Below are 14,950 nucleotides of genomic sequence, written 5' to 3'. Positions count from 1 at the left end.
TATTAGTTGGTGCAAAAGCGATAGATCCTGTTCCAAATCTTACTGAGCGGGGCATGTTAGTTAACCTGCGCCCTAATGATGTTGCTATTGCACAGCGACCAGTAAGAACATTCGTACACGGCTGGGCCCAGCAGGATGCCAGCCAGGTTGGCAAAGGCGACCAGGGCAGCAACGGCTGGAGTGTCAGTGGCTGGAAGTACGACAAGGATCGCGAGCAGATCGTGCGGGCCACGGTGGGCCAGGGCGACATCGTGGTGCGCGGTGATGCTGGTTCCGAGAAGGACTCGACAGCCGGGCTGAATCGGGATCTGGACAAGGCGTACGAGATTACCCGGGACCGGGAATCGCGTACGGATTTGTATGTCACGCAGAGTTCGCTCAGAGACGTTGCCAACCCAGCACAGACGCTCGCGAAATGGAAGGTTGACCTCCAGACCTATGGTGCGAGTACGACCTTTACAGCGCAACGTGTGCTGGAAATGGTGGTGTCGCTTCAGTCGGTTGCTTCGGGTGAGTCTCCTGCCTCCGTTGCCAGGGGAATGGAGCAGAACGAGCAATACCGGCTCGAGGTTTTGGAGTTCGCCAAGAACTTCGTGCGGGTGGGAAGTGCGGATGCCGAGCTGCGAGAGCGTGGTATCGACGCAATGTTGTCGGCGTTGAATGTCCGGCATGACACAGAGGAGACAGCGCTGGTCCGACAAAAGCTCAATGAGCTGTCGGCCCAATCTCCCGAGGCGGCGCAACAAATGGTCAACGCGTTGCTGACACTGGGACGCGCCGATCCTCTGCAGCGGAACTTGATTGCGGTCCCTATTGCTGCAGAAACGGTGGTTGCATTAGGTGCTGCGACAGCGGTCTATCTCGCAACGCCGAATTCGGACGAAGCGCTGCAGAAAGCGGCTGAGTCACTTGAGGCGTCGCTGAAGGCGATCGGCAAGGACTCTGCTGAGCAGTTCGAACAGTCGATGGACCTGTTCCTCTTGCTCAACGGACGTTGGCGAGGCGGGTTCCCGATCAAGTCATTCGAGAGTAAGCCGAGGTATGAGAACCCTGCGGTGCAAGAGGATGGCACTCATCCTGCTAGCGGGGGGTACACAGGCGTTGGTCCGCGGGAAAATGTCACGCATACTGGCGGTAATCAGCTCGATGGGCAGCCGGGTAGGGAGATCTACGTCACTCCTGAGCATCAGCTGAATCCGGGTGCCGTTTATTCGGAGGGCGCTGGAGACGGCGGTGCAGGCGCAAAAGCGACTCCTGCCTGGGATAACGCTATATCTAAAGCTGACGGAGACTTCGGGTATCTCCCTCCTGTCCGGCAAAACTATGTTAAAGATGTTTATGACTTACAAGGGGCTGTGGACAAGATGCGTGCTAGCGGTGCTAGTGCAGAAGACGTTGCAAAGTATGCGTATGGTGCAAGAAACGAGCTGAAAATGAAGTACAGAGAATATACGCCTCCTGAAATGCTTGATGTCATTGATGCGAGAAACTTGGAGCGATATGGCAACAAAATTGGACCCGGATTTGATGATCTAGTTAAAAAAGGTAAAACTTTTGATCAAATAATTGAAAGCTCTACACGGGCTGGCGGTGGAGACCTTTTCCAGTGAAGAGATTTATTGATGAGGGCGTTTATGCTCTTGGCCGTATGAAGTCTGGAAGGTTGTATGTGGAGCTGATTTCTGATGTGGGCTGGGAAGGCTTCCCTGATTATGCAGAGGAATTTATTAAGCTCTTCTCTGGTAGCATCACTAGTAGAAGTGATTCTGTTGATACTAGGGTTTGGGGGCTGACTATTAAAGGTCAGTCACTACGATTGGTTTACGAAGACTTTCCAGTGATGATTAGTTTAGAGTCGCAAAGTGAAGAAGGAGACCGATTTGTCGAGGGGTTAAGAGAGGTTTTGGCAAGCTAAATTAGTCCTTCGGTGCAAAAGGAATTTCAATAACTATTGAGCTAAAGATTGCCGATCAAATGGGCATGCGGGGCTGGACGGAAAGCTCTATACAGTCTGTAATCGATAAACCAATCAAAACGGCTGTGGCGAAAGAAACCCGTTTTGATACTGTGTCAGGAGGCCGCCTTAATGATCCAGCTACTGGGTATATTGCTAAGGACGTCTGAGGAATGATCGCACGGGAGCGATTGTCCAAGTCTCTAATAAAAATGACCCTAGCTGGGTAGCGCCATGGGACTGATTACAGAAGTGTCCGTAGAGAGTTTGCCTATTGTTCCTACATTGGTGTGGAATGGTACTCCTTTGTTTGATGTCAGTGATGGACTTAAGCTGGTCGACTACTGCAAGAGTAATGGTATTGCAGTTCTTGGTGTGGAAGGATTTGAAATCAAGGAGGGTAAGAGAATTCCAGATATGGATTGTATTGTTGACTTTTCTGCCTCATTAAATGAAATGGATTTTACTGTGAGGTCGGTGGAAATGAGCCAGCTAATTGTCGAAGGAATGATCGGTAGTGAAATTTTTTTGGAGTTTGTACTGGTTAGGGTTTAGCTGGTGCAAAAGGGTTTGTCCCAGCAGAAAGGACAGGGCTTAACTTCGAAGCAAAAGTAGTAAACAAGTCAAATGGCTATGTTGATATTGAATTGTCTGCTAGGCAGAAGTTCGATAAGACTGGTGCTGTTGTTGATAGTAAATTTGCACAAAGCGATTTGGTTGCTCGTTACTCACCTGATGGGGATTTACGCATCGATTGGTATGGCACGACTGTCTCTGGCAAAGGTGTAGGGACGGAGATGGTTTCCAGGGCAATCGAGTCCATAGGCCCTGATAAAATTAAGACTGTTTCAGCGCAGTTGGGGAATACAAATCTTGAGGCTTTCAGAGCGGCCGCATCGTCTGGGCTTTCTAGGGAGCAAGCTGTATGGAGTACTCCACTAGAAAAAACGATGAAAACTCTCGGTTTTGAAGTTGTTGAGGTTTCTGGATCTAATGTGGAATTCCTTCAGTGAGTGTGTGGTATGGGCAAGGTTGAAATAATTAGGGCGTTGATTAGCTCCGGACGAGCCAAAGATGTTTTGGATTTCGTTGAGGGTGAATCTGAGTACATCTCTGATAAATCAGAGGGTGCTCCTCAAACGAGAGAGCTGCGTAGGATTTGGGTTTTGGTGGTTCACCATTTAAGGTTGATTTCTGAGTTTTGCAATGTTCCTGCTGCGACGAAGGATGGTCAGTATTTAATTGCATACCCTCAAGATTTTGAGCTGTGGTTGGATGCAGGGGCGCCGGGTATTTCTGATCAAGATATTAGAGAGTACCTGAAGGAAAATCCTTTGTAATATAGTGCAAAAGGAACAGGGCAGGCTCTGCGCGAAGTAGAAGTTAGCTCTGGTGGCAAGGGGTCGTGGACGAAGGAGCTCAACAAACCTGAGCCGAACACGATTTATAAAGTAGACGGGAACAAGACCTATCAAACAGATAGTCTTGGGCGTGTTGATAAGGTTGAGTCCAATCTCTCACTAACTAGAAATGATCGAAATATATATCAGCAGTGTGTTGCAGGGAAGTGCGGGGTCAGTGGTGATGAAGGCGGGCACTTAATCCCAAGTGTCTTTAATGGGCCAGATGAGGGGCTGAACCTGCTTCCCATGAATGGCAAGCTGAATAAGGGCGCTTGGAAGGCAATGGAGAACACTTGGGCATCTGCTCTGAAGCAAGGTCAGACGATTGGTATGAAAATCGAGCCAGTCTATTCAGGATTCTCCGTATGCCCAGATAGATTTACTGTAAGATACTCCATTGATGGTGGGTGTCCGGTGATCGTTGATTTAAAAATTCCCCGAGTGGTATCTGATGAGTGATAAAGATATATATCAGGAGGTCGGGCAGTTCTCAGTTGATGCGGGGCCGTCCGGTGCCCAGAAACTAATAGTTAGAGCTGAGCTCTTTCCTGAGGGGGAAGTATGAGTTTGACTATGTTGATGGAGCGGGCGAGTTGAACTGGTTTGATCCAGATGGTCGAGCAGTGGGGGATTTGACAGAATTATTGGTTCAGCTGCGTGAATACGTTGCTACAGTGCCGTAACAGGTAAAAGTTTTGGTGAGGGATTTGACGTTGGCAGGGTGAGTGGCTTTGATGTTGCACTGGCAAGTCCAGAACTTTTGCAACGCGCTCAATCCTTAGGAATAGGTTTGAGGAGTGGCGGAACTCGTACGGGGCCCTTGAGTGCAAGAGACTTGCAAGCCCTTGGTCTGAAAGATTTGTCGAGTAAGATGAGCGCCCAAGCAGGACGCGAAGTTAATTTTATTATCTATGACTCTGTGGCAACAGCCGCAAGTCGTGCTCCGAGTGCGGTGTTACCGAAATGACTATTGAGTATGATCTGTACGGTGCGGAAAAATCATGTCTTCTGTCGGCGAGAAGTGATGTGGAAAGAGCGCTGGGAGAGATTTTTGAGGAAAGGGATAGCTCTTATCAGGGTGGTATCTACTATGTGTGGGGGAGGAGTGATTCAGAGAATTTTGTTTTAAAATTGAATGTTGATCCTTTGGACGGCTATCCAGTAGAGCAGAGCTACGCGAGCTATAAAATATTGCTCTATGTAAACGCTACAGATCGTTCAGCTGATATAGAGAAATTGATTAGCCGAGGTGGTGGGTTTAAGTTGCTGAGGCATGAGGTTTTTTAAAGATACCAAGGCTGCTGGTGCAAGAAAATATCGATTGAGTTTTAGCCGAAAATAGACCGACTGGGTCCAGGAGCAGACCCGCATCACCGCTGGCAACAAGGTCGATATCCGTACCGAACGACACACCCAGCTCGATGGTGCCGTGATCGCTGCCGACAATGGCAACCTCAAGCTTGATACCGGCACCCTGGGCTTCAGCGACATTGCCGGCAAGGACAAGGAGCACGGTTACTACCTGAACGCCGGCGGTACCTGGAGCAGCGGCGGTGGCGGGGCCCAGCAGGATGCCAGCCAGGTTGGCAAGGGCGACCAAGGCAGCAACGGCTGGAGTGTCAGTGGCTGGAAGTACGACAAGGATCGCGAGCAGATCGTGCGGGCCACGGTGGGCCAGGGCGACATCGTGGTGCGCGGTGATGCTGGTGCCGAGAAGGACTCGACAGCCGGGCTGAATCGGGATCTGGACAAGGCGTACGAGATTACCCGGGACCGGGAATCGCGTACGGATTTGTATGTCACGCAGAGCTCGCTCAGAGACGTTGCCAACCCAGCGCAGACGCTCGCGAAATGGAAGGTTGACCTCCAGACCTATGGTGCGAGTACGACCTTTACAGCGCAACGTGTGCTGGAAATGGTGGTGTCGCTTCAGTCGGTTGCTTCGGGTGAGTCTCCTGCCTCCGTTGCCAGGGGAATGGAGCAGAACGAGCAATACCGGCTCGAGGTTTTGGAGTTCGCCAAGAACTTCGTGCGGGTGGGAAGTGCGGATGCCGAGCTGCGAGAGCGTGGTATCGACGCAATGTTGTCGGCGTTGAATGTCCGGCATGACACAGAGGAGACAGCGCTGGTCCGACAAAAGCTCAATGAGCTGTCGGCCCAATCTCCCGAGGCGGCGCAACAAATGGTCAACGCGTTGCTGACACTGGGACGCGCCGATCCTCTGCAGCGGAACTTGATTGCGGTCCCTATTGCTGCAGAAACGGTGGTTGCATTAGGTGCTGCGACAGCGGTCTATCTCGCAACGCCGAATTCGGACGAAGCGCTGCAGAAAGCGGCTGAGTCACTTGAGGCGTCGCTGAAGGCGATCGGCAAGGACTCTGCTGAGCAGTTCGAACAGTCGATGGATCTGTTCCTCTTGCTCAACGGGCGTTGGCGAGGCGGGTTCCCGATCAAGGCATTCGAGAGTAAGCCGAGGTATGAGAACCCTGCGGTGCAAGAGGATGGCACTCATCCTGCCAGCGGGGGGTACACAGGCGTTGGTCCGGGCGAAAATGTCACGCATACTGGCGGTAATCAGCTCGATGGGCAGCCGGGGAGGGAGATCTACGTCACTCCTGGGCATCAGCTGAATCCGGGTGTTGTTTATTCGGAGGGCGCTGGAGACGGCGTTGCAGGTGCAAAAGGTAATAGTGTTGCTGAGGCGTTAACTAGCGTTACCCAGAAGCAGCTCGATAAAAAATTCAAGCATGCTTCTGATTTTGGAGTGGTGACTACAAAGAAAAATTCTGAAACACTTGCTCAGTATGAGTCTGCAATCAAAGCTCACATGAGTTCCGCTTCTACGATTCTGCAAGGTACATACGGATTCGTAAAAGACTCCAGGGTGTTCTTTAATTCGAGCACCAACAACGCTGTTGTGCTCGATGCGTCAGGAAATTTTGTGACGGGCTTTAGGCTCTCGCCAGGAACTCAGCAGTTTGATACCTTTATTAAAAATGGAGTTTTACGATGAGTTTTACTCTCTTGGAGTTTGCAAGATCTTATGTGGCCGGCAGGTTGACGGCCGACATTTTTTCTGAGGCATATATTGAGCTATGGAAAATTGAGCGAGATAGGAACCTCCTGCAACTCGATGAGCCTTTGCTGAGCGAGTGCTTGTCGAGCATTTTTTGTGCCGCGGACATGTACCAGCCAGACGAGTCAAGGGAAGAGTATGAGTTGAACGATGAAATGCTTAAATCTAAAGTCGCTAGTTTGACGCAAAAAATAGTGGCTGATTAGTTGGTGCAAAAGGTAATCAGCTCATTAATGGGAAATGGGTTGAAAGTGAAGGGCTACCATTACCCGTTCCTTCCAGTGTAGGTACGTCCGGCCGAATACCTAATGTTTTGCAAACAGGGGGTAATACGCTAAACAAAAGCACAGCCAACGGCTTGAATGAGCATTTTGGTGAGAGCTTAACTCCGCGTGAGCGGGGGGCGACAGAGGCACTGCGCGAGTTTTCAAAAGGGCTAAAGCAGTGAGCGGAATTATGGCAATTGAAAAGTATCTGCAGAGCCTGCAGGCCTCCGGCTACGGCGAATATTCAGAGCCTCAAAGTGATTTACTATTGGGGGCGAGCGTGTACAGATTGCCCTTGAATGAATCCGATATAGAATTGTTTGAAAATGGTTTCAGGGTTGATGATCGGATGGTGCAAGTGAAAGTTGTTATTTCAGGGGTTCTGAAAACAACGAGCCATCTTTCCGCAAAGGTGTTCTCTGAGGCTTCAGAGAATCAGCGTGTGGATACCCTAATTCCTATGGAGATACACACACAAAACGTAATGTTGGTGCTAAATGTGCCATTGCTCATTTATTCGCGACTGTTAATAATTTTGAATGAAATGTGGCGCCGCCCTAGGGGCTAGCCTAGGTGGCTTCATGTTGATGGGAGAATTGTTTTTCGGATGCTGCAAGCGCCGGTGCAAGATTCAAGGGGGTGACGAGTATGATGTACTTCACAGAAGTTTAATTGCTGATGCCTAGGTTATAGGATGTGAATAAGCTGGCTTTAGATTGATCCCATTAGTCGTGATGCTTTTCATTCCCTCGGCACTTTTTTGCCAGAGTGAAGCCATCTATCACTCCTGCTGCGCTCGACTCCAGTAGCCCACCGCCACCTCATTCACCAGCCACACACCATTGTCCGCTTGGTAGAAACGCGCGCCAGCTTCGCGCATCTTCGACGTGTCTATCACCAGCAACACGGGCTCTCCGTAGCGTCTACCCACGGCCAACGCCGTTTCTGGATCCTCGCTCAGGTGTACATGGTGGCGAGAACCGGCAACCAGACCCTGTACCTCGATGGACGCCATGAAACGGCTGGCGGTTCCGTGGTAGAGCAGCGCGGGTGGGGTCTTTTCGACATGTTGGAGGGCGACCTGAGTCGTGCTGTGGCCTTGGGCGGCGCGGATATATCGCGCATCGTCCGAAAGGGTGAAGCGCTTCTTGTCGTTGGTTTCAACCACGTCGTGCAGGGCGGCGCGGTCAAAACTGCGTCCTTGCTCAGCGGCATTGCGCAATAGTGTCTCTACCTCGGCCCAACCTTCGCGGTCCAGGGTCAAGCCGATGGAGTGCGGAGCATGGCGTAGCACATAGCTGAGATACTTACTGAGTTCGTCGCGTTGTTTCTTGTTCAAGGCAATGATCCTTTTGTCTTTATCCTTTTTTTAGCGCGGTGATTGTGATCCCTATCATGCCGCCGCTCAAGTAGTGCCGCTCGCTTGACGACCACCACGCACGCCTTTAATGTCCCGGCGCGTCCATCCGGGCAAATCTCAAAAGGAGTTGTAATGAACACGATGTCACTGTGCACCGGTGCCTTGCTCGGGCTTTTCATGGTCGGTTGCGCGACGCAGGACAAGCTCGACACCAGTCGCCTGACCCGTTTCGATGAGTACCACGCCAACCTTGAGGCCAATGGTGCGCGCTATACCCTCGATGCCTACATCATTCCGTTCTACCAGCCGTTTTTCATCACCGTCGAGCGTGACGATGGCAAGCCGATGGAGCTCGCCGAAGCGGCTGCGGTCGCCCAGCCGTATATCGTACCGCGCGGCTGTACCCAGCCTGCCGCGCGGCGTCCTGATCTGGACCGCAGCAATGCGGCCAAGACCCAATGGATCGTTGGCATCGAATGCTAACGCCAGTGGCAGCGCCACTTCCGAAGCGGCGCAACAAATGGTCAAAGCCTTGCTGATACTAGGGGGCTCCAGGCTTTCATCCCGCGATCCAGATTTCGGGTAGCTATGTTTACGACTGTCCGTGTTGCTGTGCCTGAGGATGCGAGCCTCTTACTTTCAATCGAGCGTTCTGCCGCGCAAGCCTTTCGTGTATTTGAAGGGTTAAGCTGGCTCGCGGATTCTCCTCCTATGCCCGTTGAACGGCATCTTGAGCTCATCGAGCGCTCGACGTGCTGGGTGGCCATCGATGCTGAAAATCGCCCGCAAGGATTTCTCAGTGCCGATATCTACGGTAGAGACCTTCATATCCATGAACTTTCCGTTCGACACACCCTGCAAGGGCAGGGCATAGGGCGACAGCTCGTTCAAGCGGCGCAGGCTTATGTTGAGATCAATGAGCTGCATGCGCTGACTCTCACAACCTTCAAAGACGTACCGTGGAATGCTCCGTTCTACGCTCGTCTCGGTTTTCAGATTGAATCCGACCAATACGTCGATGAAAGGCTGTCAACACTGTTGAATGAAGAGTATGAACACGGATTTCCCGTGGGAAGCAGGTGTGCGATGGTCTGGAGAGCGGGCGAACAATTTTGAAGAGCGGCACTGGGAGCGGTGATGCCTCGAAGGCTCAGTCTGGCCACCGCCACAACGGCTGATCCAGCAACCCGACCCCGCGCAACTGCGTCTGCCCCTGATCCTTCTCAAGTTCCAACACATTGCACCCTTCACACGCCGTCAGCGCGTCGATCAGCGGCCTGCTGTGCGACACCACCCACACCTGGCTACGCTGCGACGCGCGGATGATCAAGCGCGCCAGCGCCGGCAGCAGGTCGGCATGCAGGCTGGTTTCCGGTTCGTTGAGCACCATCAGTGACGGTGGTCGGGGCGTCAACAGGGCTGCCATCAGCAACAGGTAACGCAAGGTGCCGTCCGACAGTTCCGTACCGCCCAGGGGCCGCAGCAGCCCGTGCTGGTAAAGCCTTACGCTGAACAGCCCGCCGGGTGGTGCATCGATCTCCAGGCGGCTGCCGGGAAATGCGTCATCCAGCGCGGCAACCAGGTCTTCGACGTCACCAATTTCGATGATGGTCTGCAGTGCCGAGGCGAGGTTGCGGCCGTCGTGGTGCAGCACGGGTGAGCGGGTGCCCAGTTGCGGTTGGCGGCAGGGGGCGTCGCGGTCGATGCGGAAGTGATCGTAGAAGCGCCAGCTGTTGATGAATGCGCGCAGCTCGCCGATCTCCGGGGCCTGGCGGGGCCGGCCGACGATGTTGAAGAAGCTTTCGCTACTGTCGGCATGTTGATCGAGTACCGCCCAGCTGTTGCCTTCGCGGGCACGTACCAGGGCGTTCTTGCGCTCGACCAGCAGGGAGGAGGGGCGGTAGGCGCCGGCGCCCCAGATGGCTTCGCACTTGATCTCGGGGTCAAGCATGAATGCGCTCGGGTAGGGCAACGGGATGGGCAGGCCGAGTGAGATGGCGAAGCCGAAATCCTCGGTGGCGAAGCCCAGGCGCAGGCGTCTGACGTCGGACGGGTGCTGGCCTTGAATGGGCACTTCGCCGCGCTTCATGCGGGCGCTGGTTTCCGGGCCGGCCCACCAGGTCGAGTCGAGCCCGCCTTCGCGGGCGAGGGCTCCGATCACGCCGCCTTGGGCGGTTTCAGCCAGTAGGCGCAGGGCTTTGTACAGGTTGGATTTGCCGCTGCCGTTTGCGCCGGTTACCAGGTTGAGCTGGCCTAGCGGCATGACGAGGTGTTTGATCGAGCGGTAGTTGCCGATGGCGAGGGTGGTGAGCACGCGAGGCGTCCTGGCTTGGGCATGAGGGGCGATTGTCACCGATGCTGGGTGGGGTTTCCAGCCGCTGGGTACGCGGGGTTGGTGGGTGATGTAAGTCCGTCTGTATCGGTGATGGGGATGGCCCCGGCTTTGCCGGTGATCGCGGGACGAGCCCGCTCCTACAGGGATCGTGCATCTGAGGGAGCGGGCCGCGCCTGTGCCATTTGTCTCAAGCGCCTGGTTCTTGCTCCAGACGTTTGAGCAGCGCTTGCGCCGCCGCCTCGGACGACGCCGGATTCTGGCCGGTGATCAAATTGCCATCCTCGACCACGTAGCTCGCCCAATCGGCTGCCTTTGAGTACTCACCGCCGTTGGCCTTGAGCATGTCCTCCACCAGAAACGGCACCACATCGGTCAGCCCGACAGCCTCTTCCTCGCTGTTGGTGAAACCGGTGACGCGCTTGCCTTTCACAACCGACTCGCCATCCGCTGCCTTGACCTGCTTGAACACCCCCGGTGCATGGCATACCGCAGCGATGGGTTTGTTCGAGGCGTACAGGGCCTCGAGCAGGGTGATTGAATCCTTGTCCTCGGCCAGGTCCCACAGCGGCCCATGACCACCTGGATAGAACACGGCGTCGAAGTCGTAAGGGTCGATTTCTCCCAACGGAATGGTGTCGGCCAGAGCGATCTGCGCTTCGGTGTCTTGCTGGAAGCGGCGGGTGGCGGCGGTCTGGGCGTCGGGCTGGTCGCTCTTCGGGTCCAGCGGTGGCTGGCCGCCTTTGGGGGAGGCGAGGGTGATCTGCGCGCCAGCGTCGATGAACACGTAGTAAGGGGCGGCAAACTCCTCCAGCCAGAAGCCGGTTTTCTTGCCGGTGTTACCGAGCTGGTCGTGGGATGTCAGCACCATCAGGATCTTTTTCATACAGGACAAGCCTCCGGATCTTCATGGGCAGCGCGCCTTTCGCCCTGCGTTAGTGTGGGAGGCCTAAGACCGACAGATGTTCCATCGGGTGATTTCACAACGTTTCACAGGCGCGATCCGCCCAATGATCACGGGCGTGCAGCTGCGAAAAGCGGCTGATCGCCAGCATGGCTGTCATCGTTCAGTCATCTCGCTGCTTTTCCCTGCACTCACACACCTCGGGCCCGCCAACCGGGCAGCCACCTTCAGGGAGAACGCGCATGTCAGCTCCGGTCACCAACGCCCCCGATATCAAGACGCTCACCAAGAAGGATGCCAGTGCCGACTGGGGCGATGCGGTCGATCGTGCCAAGGCCAAGGACGCCGGCATCGAATGGCAGCGCCCGAAGGACGACAACCGTTCCGCCCAGGAAATCATCGACGACAGTCCGTTGTTGAAGAACCTTGGCAACCAGAGCGGGGTGAAGGACAAGCTGCGCGAGCGGGTCGGAGATTTCGAGCACGACGCCGATGCGGCCTACCGCGCCACCCAGGTACTGGACCACATCGAGCGCTTCGACGAGGGTGGCTCGCGACTGGTCGGTGGCGATATCGACAACGGCAAGGTCGATGGTTTCACCAAGGGCGGTGATGCCAAGCACGGCACCGAGGCCGGGCGCTTGCAGGACTTCGGCAAGTACGGTTGGGAAAACCTGAAGGGTGAGCTCAAGCACATCGAGGCGGCCAACGATGACCCCGAGGCACGCAGCAAGGCCGAGGCAGCGGGTATCCGGTGGGAGCGCCCCGAAGGCGACGAACGTTCGGCGCAGCAGATCATCGACGACAGCCCACTGCTCAAGAACCTGGGTAACCAGAGCGGGGTCAAGGACATGCTCAAGGAGCAGGTCGGCGACTTCGAGCACGATGCCGATGCGGCCTACCGCGCGACCCAGGTGCTGGACCACGTGGTGCGCTATGACGAGAACGGCGAGCGCCTGGCCGGCAAGGATGTCGACAACACCAGCATCGACGGTTTCACCAAGGGCGGCGATGCCAGGCATGGCACCGAAGCTGGGCGCCTGCAGGATTTTGGCAAGTACGGGTTCGAGAGCCTCAAGGGCGAGCTGCAGCATGTCGACGACGTGGGCAAGGATGACAAACGTCGCGAGGCAGCAGAAAAGGCCGGCATTGTCTGGGAGCTGCCCGAGGACGACAAGCGTTCGGCGCAGGACATCATCGATGACAACCCGCTGCTCAAGAACCTCGGCAACCAGAGCGGGGTGAAGGATGCGCTGAAGGAGCAGGTCGGCGATTTCGACAAGGATCCCAACGCCGCCTTCCGGGCCAGCCAGGTGCTCGACCGAGTGGTGGGCTATGACGAGGACGGCAAGGCGCTCACCGGCAAGGATGTGGCCAACAGCAGTGTCGATGGCTTCACCAAGAGCGGTGAGGCGCGTCACGGCACCGAGGCCGGGCGCCTGCAGGACTTTGGCAAGTTCGGTTTCGAGTCGCTGGCCAAGCCGCCGGCCAACGACGAGATCGGCAGCTACAAGGCGTTCCTCAAGACCAACCCGGACGCTGACGCAGGCTCCAGGCAGATCGCCCAGTATGGCGCCATCTTCGATGCCAAGTACGATTCGATCTGCGGCAAGACTGGCGCGGACGGCGCAGTCACCGCAGACAACATCCAGGACTACCTCAAGCAGAATCCGCAACTGAGCAAGCAGGAGCAAGAAGCGCTGAGCTTCTTCGCCCAGCCAGGCGCATTCCGCAAGGTCGATACCGCCAGCAACAACATTGGCGACAAGCCTGACGGCAAGGTCAGTCGCGAGGACGTGCAGAACTGGCTGAAGAGCGGCTCACCCACCGATGCCCAAGGGCTGGCCAGCCTGATCACCGATGTCGCCCCCGGCAATGTCACCGGCAAGGTCGACACCCGCAAGCTGGGCGAGGATGTCTTCGTGCATCCGGAAAACTACAGCGCCGAGGAAAAGGCCGCCGTACTGCTGGACCTGCAGGAGGCGCAGAAGCTGGTGGTCGACGGCGCCAATGCCGGGGTGTGGAACAGCGACTACGGAAAGGTCGCCATCGCCAACCGTTCCGGTGCGATCTGGGAGCCGCAAAAGCTGCTGGAAGACATCAACGACCACATGGCCATCCTGCAGAACGACAAGGAAACCGCCGACTATCTCAAAAGCGCGGGCGATGAGGCGGTGAAGACGCTGTTCGAGGAAAACCCTGGGTTCAAGGATGCCGTCAGCAAGACCTACGAAGACGAGGTCAAGTCTGGCAAGGCGCTGGACGCTGCCTGGGACGCCAACACCAAGGATGGCAAGACCGACCAGCACACTGCGCTGGCCAGCTTCTATGCCACCGCCACCAGCCTGCAGTCGATCCTCGGTATCGACGACGCCAAGGCGATCCAGGGCGCGGTCGGCAAGTCGTCGCACAATGAAGATTTCAAGACCTTCTACAAGGATCAGCTGGCCACCGGCGAACGCATGCGCGAACTGCTCAAGGACAACTCGCCCGAGCAGGCCGCCTCGGAGTTCAGCCTGGAGGTGGCGCTCTACAACTCGGCGCTCGATCCGCAGTTCACCGCCCAGTACGACAAGCAGCTCAACGACAACTTCTCCACCATCACCCAGGAGAACCTGTTCAAGGACGCCACCTTCGACGACCTCAAGACCGCGTTCGGCAAGGATGGCGGGGACGAGTTGGACGAAGACAAGGTGCGCAAGCTGATCGACCAGATGCGCGACGAGAGCCCCGAGCTGTTGCTCAACCAGGACGGCACCGTGGCCACCACCGACCAGGTGCTGGCGGGCTTCCGTGGCAATTGGGACCTGTTCCGCCAGGGCACCAAGGCCCTGGACAAGATGGGCAAGCTGTCGGACTTCGACCCCAACGGCAACGCCAAGGGCGCTTACGGCAGTGGCGTGCTGCACGGGGTGAGCGGGCTGTTCCTGGCCGGTGTCACCATCGCTCGCGGCGCGCAGAGCGGCGGCAAGCTCACCGATCGCAACATCGTCGACATCACCACCGGGTCGGTGCAGACCACCACGGTGCTGATCGAGGGCGGTTCCAAGGGTTACCAGGAGCACTTGACCAAGGCGATCAAGAACGGTGAGCAGACGCTGACCGACATGAAGGATGGCAAGGTGATGCTCGACCTGCTCGATGAGGTCAAGGCCAACGTCAAGGATGGCAAGCACGCCAAGGTGGTGGCGAAGAACTTCGAGGAAGCTGCCAAAGGCATCGGCGGGCTGGCCGGTATCGTGGCCGGGGCCTATGGCATCTTCGATGGTGTGAACGCGCTGCGTCGTGGCGACAAGCTGGCCGGTGGCTTCGGCATCACTGCCGGCTCGCTGGGCGTGCTGGCGGGCAGTGCCTCGGCGGTGGAGGGCGGACTCGGCCTGCTCGGCGCCAACCTGCCACGCTTCCTTCCGGGCCTGGCGGCCACGGCTGGGGTGCTGGGGTTCCTTGGCGCGGGCGTGGCGGTGCTGGCAGCGATCATCCCGGGCCTGGTCAAGGAAGGGCAGGAGCAGGTCAAGTCGGACAAGTTCGGCTCGTTGCTGGGCGATTCGATCGAGCGCTACGGCATCGACGGGATCAAGGACGGCACCTTGGCCGATATCCCCACCGAGGACTGGCCGGGTGGTGAGGAGTGGACTTCCTGATGATGCGCCGTGGT

Annotated in this window: 18 protein-coding genes; 15 read left to right on the top strand and 3 right to left on the bottom strand. The window is 56.2% G+C overall.

Annotated elements, in window-relative coordinates; translation table 11 throughout:
• Positions 1–53: 53 nt before the first annotated feature.
• The 12 genes from AB688_RS17495 (at position 54) to AB688_RS17475 (ending at position 7,267) form a co-directional block, all read left to right on the top strand.
• Entirely contained in the window at positions 54–1,610 is a 1,557-nt protein-coding gene (locus AB688_RS17495; protein WP_063545306.1) for a hypothetical protein, read from the top strand.
• Entirely contained in the window at positions 1,607–1,915 is a 309-nt protein-coding gene (locus AB688_RS26375) for a DUF3630 family protein (protein ID WP_151926233.1), read from the top strand. Before AB688_RS17495 ends, AB688_RS26375 begins: the two co-directional genes overlap by 4 nt.
• A 59-nt stretch (positions 1,916–1,974) precedes the next feature.
• A complete protein-coding gene (locus AB688_RS26860; protein WP_151926234.1) occupies positions 1,975–2,124 on the top strand; it encodes a colicin E5-related ribonuclease in 150 nt (49 codons plus the stop codon).
• The gene (locus AB688_RS27355) at positions 2,121–2,198 is read left to right on the top strand and encodes a colicin E5-related ribonuclease (protein ID WP_151926245.1); all 78 of its coding nucleotides are present in this window, start codon (positions 2,121–2,123) and stop codon (positions 2,196–2,198) included. The genes AB688_RS26860 and AB688_RS27355 overlap by 4 nt, the downstream gene beginning before the upstream one ends.
• On the top strand, positions 2,189–2,509 hold the full coding sequence (locus AB688_RS17490) for a hypothetical protein (protein ID WP_193217526.1): 321 nt from the start codon (positions 2,189–2,191) through the stop codon (positions 2,507–2,509). The genes AB688_RS27355 and AB688_RS17490 overlap by 10 nt, the downstream gene beginning before the upstream one ends.
• Positions 2,510–2,601: 92 nt before the next feature.
• Positions 2,602–2,967 (top strand): hypothetical protein, encoded by a 366-nt coding sequence (locus AB688_RS26850; protein ID WP_151926235.1) that lies wholly within the window; start codon positions 2,602–2,604, stop codon positions 2,965–2,967.
• Positions 2,968–2,976: 9 nt separating this feature from the next.
• Positions 2,977–3,294 carry a hypothetical protein gene (locus tag AB688_RS26845; protein ID WP_155738214.1) on the top strand — a complete coding sequence of 106 codons (318 nt, stop codon included), beginning with the start codon at positions 2,977–2,979 and terminating at the stop codon, positions 3,292–3,294.
• Between the two features lie 27 nt (positions 3,295–3,321).
• Complete coding sequence (locus AB688_RS26370; RefSeq protein WP_081255260.1) at positions 3,322–3,816, top strand: DNA/RNA non-specific endonuclease; 495 nt, start codon at positions 3,322–3,324, stop codon at positions 3,814–3,816.
• A gap of 504 nt (positions 3,817–4,320) precedes the next feature.
• Positions 4,321–4,644, top strand: a complete 324-nt coding sequence (locus AB688_RS26360) for a hypothetical protein (protein ID WP_081255259.1) — start codon at positions 4,321–4,323, stop codon at positions 4,642–4,644.
• 142 nt (positions 4,645–4,786) lie between these two features.
• Positions 4,787–6,370, top strand: a complete 1,584-nt coding sequence (locus AB688_RS27350; protein ID WP_063545305.1) for a colicin D domain-containing protein — start codon at positions 4,787–4,789, stop codon at positions 6,368–6,370.
• The gene (locus AB688_RS17480; protein ID WP_063545304.1) at positions 6,367–6,639 is read left to right on the top strand and encodes a colicin immunity domain-containing protein; all 273 of its coding nucleotides are present in this window, start codon (positions 6,367–6,369) and stop codon (positions 6,637–6,639) included. The genes AB688_RS27350 and AB688_RS17480 overlap by 4 nt, the downstream gene beginning before the upstream one ends.
• Positions 6,640–6,889: 250 nt before the next feature.
• Complete coding sequence (locus AB688_RS17475; protein ID WP_063545303.1) at positions 6,890–7,267, top strand: hypothetical protein; 378 nt, start codon at positions 6,890–6,892, stop codon at positions 7,265–7,267.
• A 213-nt stretch (positions 7,268–7,480) separates the two neighbouring features.
• On the opposite strand, the gene AB688_RS17470 is transcribed toward AB688_RS17475, so the two are convergent.
• Entirely contained in the window at positions 7,481–8,038 is a 558-nt protein-coding gene (locus tag AB688_RS17470; protein WP_063545302.1) for an RNA 2'-phosphotransferase, read from the bottom strand.
• Positions 8,039–8,191: 153 nt separating this feature from the next.
• Between AB688_RS17470 and AB688_RS17465 the strand changes: the two genes are divergently transcribed.
• Together AB688_RS17465 and AB688_RS26350 are read left to right on the top strand one after the other, a co-directional pair.
• Entirely contained in the window at positions 8,192–8,542 is a 351-nt protein-coding gene (locus AB688_RS17465; RefSeq protein WP_063545301.1) for a hypothetical protein, read from the top strand.
• A gap of 105 nt (positions 8,543–8,647) precedes the next feature.
• Entirely contained in the window at positions 8,648–9,175 is a 528-nt protein-coding gene (locus AB688_RS26350) for a GNAT family N-acetyltransferase (RefSeq protein ID WP_081255258.1), read from the top strand.
• A 34-nt stretch (positions 9,176–9,209) separates the two neighbouring features.
• Here the strand turns inward: AB688_RS26350 and AB688_RS17455 are convergent, their stop codons facing one another.
• Together AB688_RS17455 and AB688_RS17450 are read right to left on the bottom strand one after the other, a co-directional pair.
• Positions 9,210–10,373: an AAA family ATPase gene (locus tag AB688_RS17455; protein WP_063545299.1), complete on the bottom strand. Its 1,164-nt coding sequence runs from the start codon at positions 10,371–10,373 to the stop codon at positions 9,210–9,212.
• Positions 10,374–10,581: 208 nt separating this feature from the next.
• Positions 10,582–11,277 carry a type 1 glutamine amidotransferase domain-containing protein gene (locus AB688_RS17450; RefSeq protein ID WP_063545298.1) on the bottom strand — a complete coding sequence of 232 codons (696 nt, stop codon included), beginning with the start codon at positions 11,275–11,277 and terminating at the stop codon, positions 10,582–10,584.
• Between the two features lie 260 nt (positions 11,278–11,537).
• Between AB688_RS17450 and AB688_RS17445 the strand changes: the two genes are divergently transcribed.
• Positions 11,538–14,936, top strand: a complete 3,399-nt coding sequence (locus AB688_RS17445) for a type III effector HrpK domain-containing protein (protein ID WP_063545297.1) — start codon at positions 11,538–11,540, stop codon at positions 14,934–14,936.
• Positions 14,937–14,950: the final 14 nt, after the last annotated feature.

Source organism: Pseudomonas putida (assembly GCF_001636055.1).
Taxonomy (GTDB): domain Bacteria; phylum Pseudomonadota; class Gammaproteobacteria; order Pseudomonadales; family Pseudomonadaceae; genus Aquipseudomonas; species Aquipseudomonas machongensis.
The sequence above is the reverse complement of the archived record's forward strand: the minus strand, read 5'-3'. Positions and strand labels throughout refer to the sequence as shown.